Consider the following 17,288-nt stretch of genomic DNA (forward strand, 5'->3'; position numbering starts at 1 on the left):
TTATGGAAGATATTTATTGCGTTTGAGTTCGTACCAGTTACAGATAGCATCTGGTTCCTCAAATTCGCCGGTTTTTTCAAAGCCTAATTTCGTTAAAATATGATTGGAACCTTTATTTTCAAAATGTGCGCAGGCATAGATGACATCCGCCTTCATATCAATAAATCCCAGGTCAAGAGAGGCTCTTGCAGCTTCCATTGCATAACCTTTTCCCCATGATTCAGGTAAATAGCGGTAGCCAAGCTCCAGAACATTTTTGTATCCGTTGATCTCTTCAGTCAGTAATTTCAGACCGCTCCAACCGATCAGTAATCCGGTTTCCTTTTCGATCACAGCCAGTCTTCCTGTACCATTTTCATCATATTGTTTCCTGATCTTTCGAATCATTTCTAATGCCTGTTTTTTTTCTGTAAGTACCGGAACACCGATGTATTTCATCACTTCCGGGTTAGAATCCAGCAGAAACATTCTTTCAATATCTGTTTCTTCCAGTTTTCGTAAAATCAGTCTTTTTGTTTCTATTTTCATAGTCATAATTTAGGGCTCAGTTCCAAAAATCGTTACGTCGGTCTTTGTTCCCATCTTAATATCTGTTTCCTTCATTTTATTTCCGCCTACATTCAGGGTTTGCAGGGCCGGGTTTCCGGAAATATCAAGCTTAAGAATTTTATTGTGTTCAACGTTCAGCTTTCTCAGGTTTTTGAGCGCGGTGATATCAATGGTTTTTAATTGATTTAAAGATAATGTTAATTGATCAATTCTTGGCGTTTCCTTCAGCGAAATATTCTCCAGAAGGTTGTTGTCAAGATACAGTGACGCCAGGCTTTTGAGACTTTGTCCCTTAAATGAAGACATCTTGCATCCTGTACAGGAAAAGAGTTCGAGGTGGGGCAGACTGGCAATAGATACACTGGAAATTGTATTGTCATCCAGCATGATCATTTTAGCATTGGGAAAAAGCTTGATATCGTCAGCTGATTTTATACCTTTCTGAACCAGAAACAGATTGGTGACCATGTCCGCTTCCAACTGTTCCAGTGAACTGTTTTTATTAAGGTCAAAATTTTCCAGCGCGGCTTTTTCAAAGTTTTGATCTTTAAAATTAAGTTTTTGAGCGCAGAAAGTGGAAAATCCTGAAATAAACAGGCAGAGGCTTGCAAATATTTTAATTTTCATCATCGATTGTGTTTTTAATCCTTATTTTTGTGTCCTTAAATTTCATGTAAAAATAATGAAGATTTTTAAAATTATTGCCCTTTCTTCCATTTTAGTTCTGGCTTTGGATTCCTGTAAAAAAGAACCCGAAAACATATGGAAAGTAGAAGTGAAAAATACCGCAGAAAAAGTTGAAGTAACTGATATTTCCAAAGAGTTTTATGATCAGAATATTCCTCTTGATCAGTTTAAAGCTAAATTTCCATGGTTTCAGGGAACGGTTTCTGATGCCGATTTCGGGAAGAGAAGAGCCGATGCAGAAGAGATCAAAATCTATAAGGAAGCCGCGGGAAAAATAGATGAGGCAAAGATTCAGAAAGGACTTCAGGATCTGTTTGCTCATATGAAATATTATTTTCCGCAGTTTAAAAGTCCTAAAGTTTACCTGTTTTCTTCAGCATTGCAGATGGTTCAGGATCCTATTTTTTATGATTCAAAAGGAAATCTTCTGTTTATAGATATAACTGGGTTTATGGGTGATGGCAATGCCAATTACAAAGGACTTGAGTTGTATTTTCAGAAGTCGATGAACCCACAGAATATGGTTCCGAAAGTTTCACAGATCTTCGCGGAAAGTATTGTGACAGAATCTCCTGATCATCAGAAATTCATAGACAAGGTGATTCTGAATGGAAAAATCATGATGTTGCAGGATGCTTTCCTTCCTGATACACCAGATTATCTGAAAATGAATTACACTAAAAAACAGTACGATTGGGCGGTAGCGAATGAATCCAACATCTGGAATTATTTTGTGGAAAGCAACCTGATCTTCGGAGATGATCCGAGACTGGTAGAGCGTTTCATTTCTCCCGGACCGTTCTCAAAGTTTTATACGGAAATTGATAACGAATCTTCCCCTCAGATCGGGATTTTTACAGGATGGCAGATTTGTAAAGCTTATTTCAAGCAAAAACCGGAAACCAAACTGGCGGAATTCTTAAAACTCGATGCTACTAAGATCTTTAATGAAGCAGTGTACAAGCCTAAAAAGCCGTAACATTTAAAATAAATGATAACCTTCAAGTCAATTTGGAGGTTATTTTTTTGTGTTAATTTTTAAAAACATACTACTTTGTATTGCATATTACTATTTAATTTGTATTTTGCTGGAAGCAAAATACAAATTATGGAAAATATAATTCAGATCCAAAACTTAAATTTTGAATTTTCCAGGAATAAACCTGTTCTTAAAAATATAAATCTTTCGGTTCCAAAGGGAAGTATTTTCGGATTTTTAGGAGCTAACGGGGCTGGTAAATCTACGACGATGAAAATGCTGATCGGCAGTATTCCTGATGAATCGGGCGCCATCAGAATATTTGATCAAAGCCTGGCAGAGCTTTATCCTGACGGGTTTCATAAAATCGGAAGCCTTATAGATACTGCGGCTTTCTACGACCATCTTTCCGGATGGGAAAACCTTCTGATTATTTCCAGGCTCAGAAACCTGCCGGAATCCGAATGTGAAAGAGTGCTTCACCTTGTTGGTCTTTGGGAAAGCAAACATATGAAGATGAAAAGATATTCCCTGGGAATGAAACAGCGCCTTTCCATAGCAATGACCCTTCTGGGAAAACCCGATCTGCTGATCCTTGACGAACCTGTGAACGGTCTGGATCCGAATGGAATGCTTGAAATACGTGAACTTCTGATCAAACTTAACAGGGAAGAGGGCGTAACCATATTTATTTCGAGCCACCTTCTTCAGGAAATTGAAAAAATGATCACACATCTTGCCATTATTTCTCATGGTGAAATTCGTTTTACCGGAAGCATAAAAGATTTGAATGAACTGTACAGATACGATCATATCAGGATTGGACTGAATAATGCCTCACAATTTATGGAGCAGATTCCAAAAACCTATTCGCCAAAAATGATTGATGCAGGAACTATTGAAATTACTGCTGAATCTAAGGAGAATATTGCTGTTCTCATTAAAAAGCTGGTGCTGAATGATGCTGAAATTTTCGAAATTAAAAATAGTGCAGGTCTCGAAGACTGGTTCATGGAAATCACTAAAAACTAAAACACAGATGAAAAAATTATTAACTGCCATCAACGTAGAATGGCTAAAAACAAAAGGGCTGGGATTAACCTATATTGCCATTATTTTGGGAGCGCTGATTCCTTTGGGAGGATTTGTTCCCGGCTTTTTCAGATCAGACCACGTAAAAGAAGGAAGACTTAAGTATTCCGTTTTTGAAGACGCGATAGGAGAAGGAGACGGCTTTAAAGCGTTTGTCTTTTTTATCATGCTTTTGTTTGTCATTATTGCAGCCAACAGGATCGCACAAACGGATCATAAAAACAATGGATGGCAGCTGATGGAAACGCAACCTGTAAGCCGGTTTAATCTCTATTTTTCCAAATATATTATTTTGCTGTTGCTGAGTTTTATCTGTGTGATTTCTTATTTCGGGTTTAATATTGCTTTAGCACTGGCAGATTATTATATCCATCCGGATCCGGCTAAGCTTTTGACTTTCGATACGGTTTGGGTGATCCAGACTTTTGCAAGAATCTGTGTGACTATTTTAGGAATTGCCGCTTTACAGCTCTGTGTTTCCGTAGTATTTCCGGGATTTATCTGGTCGTTTCTTATTGGTGCGCTGGGAATAGCTTCCAATATTACTTCACTGGCGCAAAAGCAGTCATTTTTCTTTAATCCTTACGGTTCTCTTTGCACATTCTGGAATGCTCCTGAAGTGAAAAATCTGAATAGTTTTATGTCATATTCAGAATATATGAGTCTCTTCTGGATGGTTGTTTTCCTTGTGGTGGGTTACTTTTGGTACAGCAAAAAAGGATTTAAAAATGCATTCCTGAAAAGTAAAAAACAGATTGTATTTTCAGCAGCTTCACTGATCATCGCAGCAGGATTTCTTTATATGTTCCAAAAGCCGAAACCCTATCAAAGCGACGGAACCGGGATTGTGATCAAAGGAAAACTACAAACGGATCTGAAAATCGATTCTGTACGAATCTATTCCAAAGATTTCCACAAAAAGATCGGCGCTGCAGCAGTTAAAAACAATACGTTCAATTGGGTAACCACAAAGGCTTTTCCACTGGATGAATATGTCCTGGAATTCGGAAACAAAAAATTGGATATCGTAATGGGGAGCGGCGACTGGTTTGATTTTGAAATTCAACTTAACGGAGCCAACATGGTATCTTATGTGAAATCTAACCGGAAAGCCGATCAGATATATAAACACGCAGAAAGTTCTTTTGGATATGAATTTGAGTATGCGCTTGAAAAACAAAATTATAACAACGATCCGAAGAAGTTTTATGAAGTGGCGGAATCAGACTGGAAGGAGAATAAAAGGGTTTTAAATGTTTTTGCTGATCCCGAAAATAATGCCATTTCAGAGGAGTATAAAAAGTACAAAAGACAGCTGATGGCTATCGAGTATCTGAATGAGATCAATAATTATAGAAAAATGACCTCATGGAACGACCCGAAATTCGCTGCTCCGACCTCTTTTATGAAGGGACTTAATGAAAACATTCAGAAACCGGGAATTCTTTTAAGTAAAAATGACAACTATCTTCAGTATAAATTAGATCAGTTACTTTCAGATAAAGACCAGGCTTCAAATCCGGACAGTATTCTGTTCGTAAAAATCAATCAGATGCCTAAGGGTATTTCCAGAGACCAGATGATGGCCAAACATCTTGCAAAAACGATTGAATTGCAAACGGACAGTCTGGCGAGAAACAAACTTTTTGCTGCTGAAATTGAAAACATAAACGATAAGGATTATAAGGGAATGCTATATTCTAAGATCGATCAGATCAACAGGTCTCAGAAAGGGTCTGCATTTCAGGATCTTGTGATGCTTAATGATCAGGACAAAAAAAATCAGCTTTCAAAATATAGAGGAAAATATGTGGTGATTGACTTCTGGGCAACCTGGTGTGGTCCTTGTAAGCAAATCCGTCCTGTATTTGAGACCAGAAGTTATCAGTACCGATATTATGACAATATTCAGTTTATTTCTATAAGCCTGGATCAGGATAAATCCAAATGGCAAAATTATCTGAAGACCAAAAAATCTAATGTTCCGCAGTTCTGGCTGACCAATACAGAACAGTTTATGAATAAATACAAGATCCAGTCTATTCCAAGGTTTATCATTATAGATCCGGAAGGAAAGATTTTTAATTTTAATACACCATTTCCTGATGAAGATAATTTCGTAGAAATTTTAGATAAGCTTAAGAAGTATTAACTTTGCGGAAAAATTTTAGATTGATATGAGAAAAACTCAGATTACAATAGATGTAGAGTTGGATGAAAACCACATTCCTGAAAGTATAACTTGGAACGCTCAGGACGGCGGTGTGGAAAAAGAGGAAACTAAAGCGACGATGATCTCTGTTTGGGATGACAAAACAATGGAAGCTTTAAGAATCGATCTTTGGACCAAAGAAATGCCGGTAGATCAGATGAAGATGTTCATTCACCAGATTTTGGTATCTTTAGGAAGTACGTATCAGAGAGCTACCGGAGAAGAGGATGTAGCAGAGTGGCTGGAGCAGATAGCGGATGAATTCGCTATTAAATCAGCTATCAGGTCGATATAGCAAAACTCCACACCAATCACAAAATTATATGAAAAAAGCACTTTTACTCATCAGTACAGCGGTATTGTTGGCCGCATGCAGTAAAAAAACGGAACTCAAAGAAACCAAAATACAGGATTCTGCTGTCACGGCAGAAAAACTTCCTGCTTCTGAAAATAAAGAGGTTTCCGGAACGGAGAAAGTTTCTGAAAACGAGGCTATGGACATCGCTTTATTCAAAGAAAAGGAGATTCCTGCTGCGATGTTAAAAGGAAGTCTTCATCCCCACGATATGGAAGGTGAATCTATCATGGAGCTTGTTCCCAGTATGGATGATTTCAGTAAAGGAAACGGCTCGGATATTGCTTATATAGATGATTCCCTGAAAAAAATAATTCTCAAAATCAACGGAAAATTTGTGGAACTGAAAGAAACAGGTAAGGATCAATATGAAAACAGTGAATATCTGGCTTCTTTTACCACAACTGTTCCTGATAAAGTTCCCGAAGATATAGAAGTTCTGGCGTATGCCTTTAACGGAAAGCTGGAAGTGAAAAGAAAATCCGATAACGTTTCAAAGAGCCTTGATTTTTTCATGGGAGGCTTATAAAAAATAAAAATATTATGAATTTTAATACAAAAGTAATTCACGGAGGGCAGCATCACGAGTCTGCAACAGGTTCTGTAAATGTTCCTGTATTTTTAACGTCTACATTTGCACAGAAAAGCCCGGGAGTACATTCCGGATATGAATATTCAAGAGCTGCCAATCCTACAAGACAGGCATTGGAAGACTCTTTGGCAAGTATTGAGAACGGAGCAAGAGGTCTTGCTTTCGGTTCCGGGCTGGCTGCCATCGACTGTGTTTTGAAATTACTGAATCCGGGTGATGAGGTAGTAGCGGTAGATGACCTTTACGGTGGAACTTACAGAATGTTTACAAGACTTTTCGAAAAATATCAGCTTAAATTTACTTTCGTGAATTTTGATGATGTTTCGAAAATTGCTGATGTAATCACGGACAAAACAAAACTGATCTGGGTAGAAACCCCTACTAACCCTTTGATGAAACTGGTAGATATCAAAGCGGTAGTGGAAATGGCAAAAGGAAAAGATATTCTGGTTGCGGTAGATAATACTTTTGCAACACCATATATCCAGAGACCAATTGATCTGGGAGCAGATATCGTGATGCACTCGGCTACAAAATATTTAGGCGGACATTCAGATGTAATTGCCGGAGCATTGATTGCAAAAGATGCTGAACTGGGTGAAAAACTTCACTTTATTCAGTTTGCGAGTGGTGGTATTTTAGGACCTCACGATTCTTATCTTGTTTTAAGAGGAATCAAAACGTTAGCATTAAGAATGCAGCGTCACTCAGACAACGGACTTGCCGTAGCGAAGTACCTTGAAACTCATCCTGCAGTGGATAAAGTAATTTACCCGGGATTGGAATCTCACCCTCAGTACGAGCTTGCTAAAACCCAAATGAAAGAATCGGGAGGAATGGTTTCCTTCACTTTCAAATCCGGTAAAAAAGAAGATGCTGTAAAATTCCTTGAGAAAGTAAGAGTGTTCACTCTGGCTGAATCTTTAGGAGGAGTAGAATCTTTAGCCAATCACCCTGCATTGATGACGCACGCTTCCATTCCTGCCGATAAACGTGAGGAACTGGGTATTACAGACGACTTAGTTCGTTTAAGCGTGGGTATTGAAGATGCCGAAGATCTGATCGCAGATCTTGAGAAAGCTTTTTCTTAACACCTTAAAATAAAATATAATGAGAAAGATTCAATTTTTTTTGATCTTAAGTTTTGTCAGTCAGATTGTATACTCACAGGTAAAAACTACCGACGAACTGTATAAAACAGCCAAAAAGCTGGACAGTTTGATATTTGATATAGGATTTAATAAATGTGATCTTTCTCATTATAAATCTATAGTCAGCAAAGACCTGGAGTTTTATCATGATAAAGGAGGAATCACTTCCGGTGAGCCTGCTTTTACAGCTTCCATTAAAAATAATATTTGTGGCAGCCGTAATAAAGTAAGACGAGACCTCGTGCCCAACAGCATGAAAGTCTATCCTTTATACAATAATAATAATGTTATGTACGCTTTCATAGAAGAAGGAGAACATGATTTCTTTGAATTTTCAGATGGAAAATGGAATCAGGGAAGCCGGGCGAAATTTACTATCTTGTGGATTCAGGAAGATAAGCAATGGAAGATGAAAAGGGTATTAAGCTTCGATCATCATTTATAATCAATCAATATGAAAAGCACCAGAAAAGCAACCTTTGAAGATGTCAGTCAGTTGGCGGAATTATTCGACCAGTACAGAATCTTTTATCACAAAGAATCAGATATTCCAGCAGCTGAACATTTTCTCACAGAAAGAATAGAGAACAAAGATGCCGAAATTTTTGTGGCAGAAGAAGACGGAAAACTAACAGGATTTGTCCAGTTGTATCCGATATTTTCATCCACAAGAATGCAGCGGTACTGGCTTTTGAATGACCTATATGTCAATGAAAACCACAGAGGAAAAGGTTATTCCAAAGAACTGATCGAAGAAGCTAAAGAGCTGTGTAGATCATCCAATGCCTGCGGAGTTCTCCTGGAAACAGGGAAAAGCAACGATGTGGGAAACCAGTTGTATCCCGCCTGCGGATTCGAACTTTATGACTCTGTGAATTTCTATGAATGGACGAATAAAGAGAAGTGAAAAGGTCAATTGTGAATGGTCAATTGTGAATTCATAGTATAGACCAATCATCATCCATTACTCATTACTAATTACTCATAATTAAGCAAGCATGTCAGATTTTCAAAAATACGTACAAAGATATCTGGATCAGATCCCTTCAGAGGACTGGATCGGAGAATTAAAAATATCGGGAGATAAAACAGTAGAAATATACGCTGCTCTTACGGAAGGACAGTCTCTTTTTGCCTACGCAGACGGAAAATGGACCCTGAAAGAACTTTTACTCCACCTGTCTGATACCGAAAGAATATTCCAATACAGAATTCTGGCCTTTGCAAGAGGAGATAAAGCCCAATTACCGGGCTTTGATGAAGAAGAATATGCGGCGGCTTCTTATGGAAATAACAGATCATTAGAATCCCTCCTGGAAGAATATAAACTTGTAAGAAAATCCTCACAAATCCTCATTGAAACCCTTGAACCCGGTGTGTTAAATAATACAGGTATAGCCAACGGTAATAAACTGGCTGTGGAAACAATCGGGAAACTGATCGTAGGGCACAATTATCATCATTTAAGCATTATTAAAGAGAGGTATTTGCCGGGAGTGAAATAGGGTTTGGTTTATAGAGCCAAGAATAAAGAATAAAGAGTTAGGATGTGGATATAGAGATATCCTCACTGTGCTTTAACGAAAGAAAATATTCAATAGGAACGGGCTTTAGCCCGTTTTTTTATGATAATCAGTCCAATCTGGCTTTAGCCAAAACATAAATAAAAAATGTTATTTTTGGTTAAAACAACACAAATGTCTTTTATTAAAATTTATATTCATCTTGTTTTTTCCACAAAAAACAGAGTGCCCTATTTGAATACATTCGACCTGAGAGTTAAAATGTGGAAGCACATTAAGGAAAATGCTTCTCAGAAAGGAATTTATTTAGACATGGTTAATGGTTATTCGGACCATTGCTACTGCCTGATTTCGTTAGGATCTGGTCAAAATGTAGAAAAAGTAGTACAACTGCTAAAAGGAGAATCTTCTTTTTGGATTAATAAAAACCAACTTACTCCAGAGAAATTTTCATGGCAGGATGAATATTTCGCCATTTCGGTTTCTGAATCGAAAGTAGACGCTGTGAGAGAATATATTAAAAATCAGGAGAAACACCATCAGAAAAGAAGTTTTGCAGATGAATATCAGGAATTTCTCGAGAAAAATAATTTTATATAGGTTTTGGCTAAAGCCATTGGCTGAATTTCTTATTGTAAAACGGGCTAAAGCCCGTTCCTATTGAATTTCCATGCACATTTTTATAGATAATCGCCTAAATAAAAATGGTTTCGTTTATCATTTTAATTTACAATATTATTATTCGATCCTGTGGATTTATAATAAATACCAACCTATTTCAATAGGAATGGGCTTTAGCCCGTTCACCTATTGAATATGTCCATTATTTAACATGTAATATTATTATTCTGTGCTCCGGTTATAATAAACAAATATATTCAATAGGAATGGGCTTTAGCCCATTTAATAAAAGATACAAAATGATTCAGGCTTTAGCCAAAACCTAAAAAACTCACCCAAACAAAACATTTATCCCATATTTTTTGGCCGAACCTTCCCGTTTTTTTACCTTTATCCACGGGATTAATGCCCTTTTAAATTATGGAAAATATTGTTGAAATACTCAAGTCCGGTGGAACGATTCTTTACCCTACAGATACCATCTGGGGAATAGGATGTGATGCTACCAATATAGAAGCGGTCAATAAAATTTTTGACATCAAAAAAAGGGAAAAAAACAAATCGATGATCATTCTGGTAGAGTCTCAAAAGAGGCTTCAGGATTTGGTGGATGTTCCGGAAATGGCATGGGAAATCATTGACCTTAGCGAAAAACCGGTTACCATTGTTTATGAAAATCCCCGCGGACTTCCAAAAGAACTGCTTGCTGAAGACGGCAGTATAGGAATCAGACTGATAAAAACTGATTTCTGCAAAAAGTTAATTACTAAGTTAAACAGACCTCTGGTTTCTACTTCTGCCAATTTTAGTGGTGAAAAAAGCCCGTTGAAGTTTTCGGATATTTCACCGGAAATGATCAAGCTGGTAGATTATGCAGTGGAAGAAGATAGAGAGAAAGTTTCAAAATATTCAGGATCTTCCGTGATTAAGATATGGAGTGACAATAGAATTAAGGTTCTTCGTGAATAAAATTCTATAATAATTCCTTCATTTTAAAATCTTGTCAATCTATATCGGCAGGATTTCTTTTTTTTAATTTCTATCTTTGCATTCTTCAACTGTTAAAAGACTACCATGAACCACCATAAATTTGCTGAAGAATGGATCCGTGCCTGGAATTCTCATGATCTTGAGGATATACTGTCCCATTATGCAGAAGATATTGAGGTGACAACACCTATGATTTCGTTGGCTACGGGAGGAAAAGAAAGCACATTAAAGGGAAAAACAGCTGTCCGTGACTACTGGAAAAAAGCACTGGATAAATTCCCGGATCTGCATTTCGAATTGATCAAGTCAACGGCAGGAGTGAATTCGGTAGCTTTATTTTATACATCCATAATGGATAAACATGCTGTGGAAGTCATGTTTTTTGACGATGAAGGAAAAATTAATAAGATGTATGCCCATTATGATTAATGGAAAAGATGCATTGACAGAACAAAGACGATCTATTTATTAACGATGAAAATTAATCTTACCCAAAATAAAAACTTAAAACTATTCAAGATCATTGCTGATGCTGCGGAAAAAAATAACCAGTCCGTATACATCGTCGGTGGTTATGTCCGTGATCTTTTGATGAAGAGAACAGCATCCACGGATATTGATTTTGTGACGGAACAGAGCGGTATTGAACTTGCACAAACTGTAGCAAAAGATATTGACCCCAAGTTAAAAGTTTCTGTCTTCAAAACCTACGGAACAGCCATGATCAAATATAAAGATCTTGAGCTGGAATTTGTAGGCGCCAGAAAAGAAAGTTATACCGAAAACAGCCGCAAGCCTGAAGTAGAAGGTGGATCACTGGAAGATGATCAGAAAAGAAGAGATTTTACCATCAATGCAATGGCGATTTCTTTAAATAAGGCTAATTTTGGCGAGCTTATAGACCCTTTCAATGGGGTTGAAGACCTTGAAAAAGGTATTTTAAGAACACCTTTGGAACCGGCCCAAACCTATTCTGATGATCCGTTGAGGATGATGAGAGCGGTTCGTTTTGCATCTACCTTGAATTTTGTCATTGAAGAGAAATCTCTGAACGCCATCAAACAGGAAGCAGAGAGGATTAAGATCGTTTCTATGGAAAGAATCATGGTAGAATTCAACAAGATCATGATGTCTAAGAAACCATCTGTAGGCCTGGGATTAATGGAAAAAACAGCTCTTCTGAAACTGATCATTCCCGAGCTGATCGAACTGAAAGGAGTGGAAGAGGTAGAAGGACAGACTCACAAAGATAATTTCTACCATACTTTGGAGGTCGTAGACAATATTTCTGAAAGTACAGACAACCTTTGGCTACGTTGGTCGGCATTACTGCATGATGTAGGTAAAGCGCCAACCAAAAAATTCGTGGAAGGAACGGGATGGACTTTCCATGGACATGAGTTTTTAGGCTCAAAAATGGTGAAAACCCTTTTCCACAGACTGAAGCAGCCGTTGGGAAGTGACATGAAATATGTTCAGAAAATGGTTAAGCTTTCCTCACGACCAATTGCCCTGATCACGGATGATGCTTCAGATTCCGCACTGAGAAGGCTTTTGTTTGATGCTGGTGAAAACCTGGAAGATCTTTTCACGCTTTGTAAAGCAGATATTACCACCAAAAATTCCAAAAAGCAGGAACGATTCAAGAAGAATTTCGAATATGTTGCGGTAAAAATCAAGGAAGTGGAGGAGAAGGATCAGGTGCGTAATTTCCAGCCACCCATCACCGGAGAAGAGATTATGCAGATGTTTAATCTTAAACCGGGAAAAGAAATCGGAATCCTGAAAGAGAAAGTGAAAGAAGCTATTCTGGAAGGTGAGATCCTTAATGATAAGGAAGAAGCTGAAAAGTTTGTGATTGCTGAAGCGGAAAAACTGGGGCTTACCATGAGTTAAAAATATTTTCTTAAAGAATCTTAAATTTTTGTTAATAAAACAGTAAAACAGTGCGCTGTTGAATTGATTTTGTAATTACATTTGTAAAAACATTCCAATTCAGCAGCGTATTATTTTTAAAACATTGTATTAGTGAAAAAAGTTCTTTTATTCCTGCCACTTATTCTGCTTTTATTTTCATGTGACAATAAAGTTGAATCTGTTGAAAAATCATTCTATTACTGGAAATCCGACAGTGATTCGTATTATAATGATAAAGAAAAAAGTATTCTGAAAGAGCAGAATATAAAAAAGCTTTACGTAAAGTTTTTTGAAGTGGATTATCAGGAAGAACTGGGAAATCTTCCGGTTTCCAAAACTAATTTCAATATCTACTCCTATTGTAGCGAAAATGATTCTCTTCCGTACCGTATTGTTCCCACAGTTTACATCAAAAACATCGTTTTTCAGAAAAGCAGCGAAAAAGAATTGGATAAGCTGGCAGACAATGTAAGTTATCTGATTGATAAATTTACAAATGAAAAACTGGATTCCATCAGGGTTTCAGAAATACAGATAGACTGCGACTGGACGGCTTCTACTAAAAATAATTACTTTTATTTCCTTAAAAAGCTAAAACCTATTTCCAAAAAACAGATTTCTGCCACACTTCGTTTGTATCCTTACAAATATCCGGATAAAATGGGCGTTCCTCCCGTAGATAAAGTGACACTGATGTGTTATAATCTTATCAATCCGTTGGAAGACCAGTCAAAGAACTCAATCCTTGACCTTAAAGAACTGGAAAGCTATCTGAAGCCAAAGAAGAAATATCCATTGCATATGGATGTCGCTCTGCCTGTATATTCATGGATGCAGATTTATCAGAATAATAATTTTAGCGGGGTCATCTATAACAGTAACGGACTGAAGAAAAACCTTAAGGTGATAAAGCCGCTTTGGTATGAGGTGACCAAAGATACAGTCGTCAGTTACAATACATATCTGAGGCGTGGAGACAAAATAAAATATGAGGAAATCACTGCAGATAAGGTTAATAAAGCCATTGCAATCATTAAGAAAAATATAAGTCTTGATAAGAATATTACCGTAACCCTTTTCCATCTGGATGAAAACGAGTTAAATAATTACACCCATGAAGAAATTAGCAGTTTTTATAGCGATTTTACTAAGTAATATCATTTGGGCATGTGGTTTTTACCCTTATGGAGAAAGTGTCAGATTTTGTTTTTTGAATCCGGCCCATTTTCCTTACGGGAATTATGCTTCGTTCAATTACTCGTCTTTAGGCTTTAGTCAAAATGATGCAGCTGCGCCTTCCGGTGAAGAGAATGAAAAATTATGGAATCAGTACTGCGGTGGGAATATTGATTTGAATGATATTAACAAGGTTCTTGATCAATACACGTATTCGGATATTAAACCAGATCCGCGCAATACATTTCTTACGTATCTCCATAATCAGAAAGATACCGAAGCTATCGAATATTTAAAATTTGCAAAAAACTGTGAGTATTTCAATACATGGCAGGATGATCCCTGGGAAAGAAATGAAAGTACGGTGACGGTGAAAAGAAATAACCTGCTTCAGAAAGCAATTTCACTTGCTGGAAAAACTGTAAATAAAGATATCAGGAAAAGGTATGCTTTTCTGGCTCTTCGGCTGGCTTATTATCAAAAGGATTTTAATATCATTAATACCGTTTATAGCCGCTATTTTAATGTCAACAAAACTGAAAATATTGTTGATATCTGGGCACTTTATTTTAAAGCCATTGCTGAAGAAAATAAAGCTTTGGCCAATGTATACTTCGCGAAAGTATTTGTTAAGTGCCCTGAAAAACGTTTTGTTACATGGCAGTATTTCTATTCAAAAATATCGGAAAAGGAAGTGTTGAAATATGCTGGAAATGCTTCTGACAGGGCGGCAGTTCTGTTACTTTACGGAATCTATAATCCCGAGAGAAATCTTGAAAATCTCAAAAAGATTTATGCGGAAGACAAAAAAAACGAAGGTCTTGGGTTTCTGCTTTTAAGAGAGATGAGTAAGCTGGAAGACTGGATATTTACGCCGTATTATACACTATTTGATCCTTCCACAAGAGAATTGAGTTATTGGAATGGTGATGTTTCGGAAAGCAAGTCGGTACAACAGGTATTGGAGAGATCGGAAACGGACAGAGAATATGCACAAAAAGTCCTTGATTTCATTAAGACAGTTGATTTTTCAAAAGTGAAAACCCCTGAAGTATGGACGGTGGCAAAAGCGGAATTACTGTTGATGACGAGAAATTATTCCGGGAGTATAAATGAAATAGCCAAGCTAAAAAAAATACTGCCGTCAGAAAGCCCAATACATAATGATCTTGACAAGCTGAAAGTCCTTAATATCTTTGCTGCACAGGAATATGGAAATGCGGTGATCCCTGAAATGACGAAAGGGATTATCCTAAAAAACAAAACAGATAAGCAATTTATTTTTGCTTTGGGCAGAGAATTGGAATATCTGGGAAACACAGATGATGCAGCACTTTTATATGTTTCTCTCGAAGGTTCAAGTCGCGATTGGAGTAGTGTTTTCTATAAATCTGTTAAAAACAGAAACAAAACCTACGGAGATTTCTTCTCAGATTATTTCGATTACTTTGATGCGGTTTATACGCCGGCACAATTGAAAAGTTTTATCAATAAAGCTCAGAATTTAAGTACAACCGGGGATTCTTTTTACAGGAATTACCATCAGTTGAAACCTGCTCAGATCAATATGCTGTACGATCTTCTGGGAACCAAATATATAAGAGAAAATGAACTGCAGTCGGCGCTGGATATTTTCAGTCAGTTGGGTGAAGGTTATTTTGATGCGCAATACAATTTATGGCAGCGGGAAGGTAAAGAATACGATACTTGGGCAGGCAAGGTTTTTTACAGGAATCCTTTCTATCACCTGAAATATACCCCGGATTTTATGGAAGAAAAGGAGAAAATCAAATTGAGTAAAATTACCATTACGCAAAAACTGATCGAGTATATCAGAAGAGCAGATGATCCAAAGGAGAAAGACCAGGATTATTATTACTTTTTGGTGGCCAACTGCTATTACAATATGACCCAGTACGGCAATGCATGGATGATGAAGCGGTATGCGCTGAGTTCTTCCGGAAACTTTTCTATCCGTGATGATAATGAAGAATTCAATGCTGTAAATAAAGCTAAATTCTACTACGGAAAAGCATTGGCGAATGCCAAAACCCAGAAATTCAAAGCACTCTGTCTGAGAATGCAGGGGAGATGTGAAAATTACAGACTGGATTATGAGCAGGATAAAAATGTAGACTATTTAGTTCAGTCTGACAACTATGAAGAAGCCAGACTACAGAAAAACAGGTATTATAAAGACCTGGAACATCATTATAAAGATGAATATTCTGATCTCATGAGTGGATGTGATTTCTTTACCTCGTATTTTAAGGCAAGACGTTAAAACAAAATCAGGCCGCTTCGAAGAAGCGGCCTGATAAAAAACACAAATGATGAAAAAAAATAAAAATATTTTTAAACTTCAAAAATGAAGTTTTAATTATTGATTTGAGAATGTTCCGTTTGAACCTCTACCGGCTTTAAAAGAAACAAGCTTGCTTCCGTCTAAAGCAGAGTATACTGTGATTTCACTATCCTCAGTGAATCCTTTAATATCCGAAGTGAAAATCCTTCCGTCTATGACACTGAATCCATAAAGCGTATTATATGGCCCGCCATCTACTGCCGTAAGCAATGGTGTAGTAGGTACTGTAGAACTAGTCATGCTCATCGTGTACACTTTGTTGCCAGAGCTGAAATAAAATTTACCGTTATCGATCTGAAGATTTGTTGCATTAGGAATTCCCGTTAATGTTTTAGTTTCTGCAGGAATTAAGGCTCCGGTATTTGAAATCTTGTAGATGTAAGAATTCGTTGCTGTTCCTGCAATTGCATAAACATTAGAATTAAAAGAAATCGTTCTGTTGATATCTCCGTTTGGAACCGTGATCTCAGACTGAATTGAGTTGCTGGTTGTATTTACGTAAGTGATTTTATTTCCGTAACCTCCGGAAGCATTCTGAACAAAAACATTACCTCCCGCTTCCACGATCTTCTCTACCGGTTCCGTGAAATTGATTTTCTTTACGAATGAAAAATCAGACGCTTTGTAAACCGTTACATATTTGTTAGTATTGAAATCATGGTTGGTTACATACAGATTTCCGTTAGCAACAGTCATGCTTCTCGGCTGAAGAATCTGATTTGTAATTTCACCTACTTTTTTAAAGTTTTTACGGTTTACCACCACAATTTTGTTAGAATTATTCATCACAAGAAATGCATTGTCACCATTAAATGCAATCATCTGAAGAACATCCCCCAAAATCTCATTGTTGTTATTAACCGAATAAATATTATCCTGCTTAAAAGAAAGATTCTTTGTAACGAAAGTTACACTTGCATTTTTATCATTAAATTTCCCTTCATTAGAAATAAAATATCCGTTTTCATAAGTAATTGCAGGAATTATTACGTCATCATAATCATCATTGCTACAAGAAATATTAAACAGTAATGCAAAAGCAAAAATCAGAGTTAACAGTCTAGTTATTTTCATATATA

18 protein-coding genes are annotated in these 17,288 nt (G+C 37.0%); 15 read left to right on the forward strand and 3 right to left on the reverse strand.

Annotated elements, in window-relative coordinates:
• Complete coding sequence (locus N0B48_RS06390) at nucleotides 1-528, reverse strand: GNAT family N-acetyltransferase (RefSeq protein ID WP_259837634.1); 528 nt, start codon at nucleotides 526-528, stop codon at nucleotides 1-3.
• A gap of 9 nt (nucleotides 529-537) precedes the next feature.
• On the reverse strand, nucleotides 538-1,179 hold the full coding sequence (locus N0B48_RS06395; RefSeq protein WP_259837636.1) for a leucine-rich repeat domain-containing protein: 642 nt from the start codon (nucleotides 1,177-1,179) through the stop codon (nucleotides 538-540).
• A 52-nt stretch (nucleotides 1,180-1,231) separates the two neighbouring features.
• Between N0B48_RS06395 and gldB the strand changes: the two genes are divergently transcribed.
• The 15 genes from gldB (at nucleotide 1,232) to N0B48_RS06470 (ending at nucleotide 16,128) form a co-directional block, all read left to right on the forward strand.
• Complete coding sequence (gldB, locus tag N0B48_RS06400) at nucleotides 1,232-2,215, forward strand: gliding motility lipoprotein GldB (protein ID WP_259837638.1); 984 nt, start codon at nucleotides 1,232-1,234, stop codon at nucleotides 2,213-2,215.
• Between the two features lie 129 nt (nucleotides 2,216-2,344).
• Nucleotides 2,345-3,247, forward strand: a complete 903-nt coding sequence (locus tag N0B48_RS06405; RefSeq protein WP_259837640.1) for an ABC transporter ATP-binding protein — start codon at nucleotides 2,345-2,347, stop codon at nucleotides 3,245-3,247.
• A 7-nt stretch (nucleotides 3,248-3,254) separates the two neighbouring features.
• Nucleotides 3,255-5,459: a thioredoxin-like domain-containing protein gene (locus N0B48_RS06410; protein WP_259837642.1), complete on the forward strand. Its 2,205-nt coding sequence runs from the start codon at nucleotides 3,255-3,257 to the stop codon at nucleotides 5,457-5,459.
• A gap of 25 nt (nucleotides 5,460-5,484) precedes the next feature.
• Nucleotides 5,485-5,814: a gliding motility protein GldC gene (gldC, locus tag N0B48_RS06415; protein ID WP_259837643.1), complete on the forward strand. Its 330-nt coding sequence runs from the start codon at nucleotides 5,485-5,487 to the stop codon at nucleotides 5,812-5,814.
• A gap of 28 nt (nucleotides 5,815-5,842) precedes the next feature.
• Nucleotides 5,843-6,403 (forward strand): hypothetical protein, encoded by a 561-nt coding sequence (locus tag N0B48_RS06420; RefSeq protein WP_259837645.1) that lies wholly within the window; start codon nucleotides 5,843-5,845, stop codon nucleotides 6,401-6,403.
• Between the two features lie 11 nt (nucleotides 6,404-6,414).
• Nucleotides 6,415-7,557, forward strand: coding sequence for a cystathionine gamma-synthase (locus tag N0B48_RS06425; RefSeq protein ID WP_259838675.1), 1,143 nt, complete (start codon nucleotides 6,415-6,417; stop codon nucleotides 7,555-7,557).
• A 19-nt stretch (nucleotides 7,558-7,576) separates the two neighbouring features.
• Nucleotides 7,577-8,062 (forward strand): nuclear transport factor 2 family protein, encoded by a 486-nt coding sequence (locus tag N0B48_RS06430; RefSeq protein ID WP_259837647.1) that lies wholly within the window; start codon nucleotides 7,577-7,579, stop codon nucleotides 8,060-8,062.
• A 9-nt stretch (nucleotides 8,063-8,071) separates the two neighbouring features.
• The gene (locus tag N0B48_RS06435; protein ID WP_259837648.1) at nucleotides 8,072-8,524 is read left to right on the forward strand and encodes a GNAT family N-acetyltransferase; all 453 of its coding nucleotides are present in this window, start codon (nucleotides 8,072-8,074) and stop codon (nucleotides 8,522-8,524) included.
• Nucleotides 8,525-8,615: 91 nt separating this feature from the next.
• Nucleotides 8,616-9,122 carry a DinB family protein gene (locus N0B48_RS06440; protein WP_259837650.1) on the forward strand — a complete coding sequence of 169 codons (507 nt, stop codon included), beginning with the start codon at nucleotides 8,616-8,618 and terminating at the stop codon, nucleotides 9,120-9,122.
• 192 nt (nucleotides 9,123-9,314) lie between these two features.
• Nucleotides 9,315-9,740, forward strand: coding sequence for an IS200/IS605 family transposase (tnpA, locus tag N0B48_RS06445; protein ID WP_259837652.1), 426 nt, complete (start codon nucleotides 9,315-9,317; stop codon nucleotides 9,738-9,740).
• Nucleotides 9,741-10,181: 441 nt separating this feature from the next.
• Nucleotides 10,182-10,730 carry an L-threonylcarbamoyladenylate synthase gene (locus tag N0B48_RS06450; protein WP_259837654.1) on the forward strand — a complete coding sequence of 183 codons (549 nt, stop codon included), beginning with the start codon at nucleotides 10,182-10,184 and terminating at the stop codon, nucleotides 10,728-10,730.
• Between the two features lie 105 nt (nucleotides 10,731-10,835).
• Nucleotides 10,836-11,180 (forward strand): nuclear transport factor 2 family protein, encoded by a 345-nt coding sequence (locus N0B48_RS06455; RefSeq protein ID WP_259837656.1) that lies wholly within the window; start codon nucleotides 10,836-10,838, stop codon nucleotides 11,178-11,180.
• Between the two features lie 45 nt (nucleotides 11,181-11,225).
• Entirely contained in the window at nucleotides 11,226-12,647 is a 1,422-nt protein-coding gene (locus N0B48_RS06460) for a CCA tRNA nucleotidyltransferase (protein WP_259837658.1), read from the forward strand.
• 132 nt (nucleotides 12,648-12,779) lie between these two features.
• Nucleotides 12,780-13,823 (forward strand): hypothetical protein, encoded by a 1,044-nt coding sequence (locus N0B48_RS06465; protein WP_259837659.1) that lies wholly within the window; start codon nucleotides 12,780-12,782, stop codon nucleotides 13,821-13,823.
• Nucleotides 13,783-16,128, forward strand: coding sequence for a hypothetical protein (locus N0B48_RS06470; protein WP_259837660.1), 2,346 nt, complete (start codon nucleotides 13,783-13,785; stop codon nucleotides 16,126-16,128). Before N0B48_RS06465 ends, N0B48_RS06470 begins: the two co-directional genes overlap by 41 nt.
• Nucleotides 16,129-16,224: 96 nt before the next feature.
• Here N0B48_RS06470 and N0B48_RS06475 read toward each other — a convergent pair whose 3' ends face one another.
• Entirely contained in the window at nucleotides 16,225-17,283 is a 1,059-nt protein-coding gene (locus N0B48_RS06475; protein WP_259837661.1) for a YncE family protein, read from the reverse strand.
• Between the last annotated feature and the right edge of the window lie 5 nt (nucleotides 17,284-17,288).

Source organism: Chryseobacterium herbae (assembly GCF_025154075.1).
Taxonomy (GTDB): domain Bacteria; phylum Bacteroidota; class Bacteroidia; order Flavobacteriales; family Weeksellaceae; genus Chryseobacterium; species Chryseobacterium herbae.

What these genes read in the sequence shown, in the direction of transcription:
- N0B48_RS06390 (WP_259837634.1), bottom strand. Translation starts at nt 528, where the DNA reads ATGAAAATAGAAACAAAAAGACTGATTTTACGAAAACTGGAAGAAACA.
- N0B48_RS06395 (WP_259837636.1), bottom strand. Translation starts at nt 1,179, where the DNA reads ATGATGAAAATTAAAATATTTGCAAGCCTCTGCCTGTTTATTTCAGGA.
- gldB (WP_259837638.1), top strand. Translation starts at nt 1,232, where the DNA reads ATGAAGATTTTTAAAATTATTGCCCTTTCTTCCATTTTAGTTCTGGCT.
- N0B48_RS06405 (WP_259837640.1), top strand. Translation starts at nt 2,345, where the DNA reads ATGGAAAATATAATTCAGATCCAAAACTTAAATTTTGAATTTTCCAGG.
- N0B48_RS06410 (WP_259837642.1), top strand. Translation starts at nt 3,255, where the DNA reads ATGAAAAAATTATTAACTGCCATCAACGTAGAATGGCTAAAAACAAAA.
- gldC (WP_259837643.1), top strand. Translation starts at nt 5,485, where the DNA reads ATGAGAAAAACTCAGATTACAATAGATGTAGAGTTGGATGAAAACCAC.
- N0B48_RS06420 (WP_259837645.1), top strand. Translation starts at nt 5,843, where the DNA reads ATGAAAAAAGCACTTTTACTCATCAGTACAGCGGTATTGTTGGCCGCA.
- N0B48_RS06430 (WP_259837647.1), top strand. Translation starts at nt 7,577, where the DNA reads ATGAGAAAGATTCAATTTTTTTTGATCTTAAGTTTTGTCAGTCAGATT.
- N0B48_RS06435 (WP_259837648.1), top strand. Translation starts at nt 8,072, where the DNA reads ATGAAAAGCACCAGAAAAGCAACCTTTGAAGATGTCAGTCAGTTGGCG.
- N0B48_RS06440 (WP_259837650.1), top strand. Translation starts at nt 8,616, where the DNA reads ATGTCAGATTTTCAAAAATACGTACAAAGATATCTGGATCAGATCCCT.
- tnpA (WP_259837652.1), top strand. Translation starts at nt 9,315, where the DNA reads ATGTCTTTTATTAAAATTTATATTCATCTTGTTTTTTCCACAAAAAAC.
- N0B48_RS06450 (WP_259837654.1), top strand. Translation starts at nt 10,182, where the DNA reads ATGGAAAATATTGTTGAAATACTCAAGTCCGGTGGAACGATTCTTTAC.
- N0B48_RS06455 (WP_259837656.1), top strand. Translation starts at nt 10,836, where the DNA reads ATGAACCACCATAAATTTGCTGAAGAATGGATCCGTGCCTGGAATTCT.
- N0B48_RS06460 (WP_259837658.1), top strand. Translation starts at nt 11,226, where the DNA reads ATGAAAATTAATCTTACCCAAAATAAAAACTTAAAACTATTCAAGATC.
- N0B48_RS06470 (WP_259837660.1), top strand. Translation starts at nt 13,783, where the DNA reads ATGAAGAAATTAGCAGTTTTTATAGCGATTTTACTAAGTAATATCATT.
- N0B48_RS06475 (WP_259837661.1), bottom strand. Translation starts at nt 17,283, where the DNA reads ATGAAAATAACTAGACTGTTAACTCTGATTTTTGCTTTTGCATTACTG.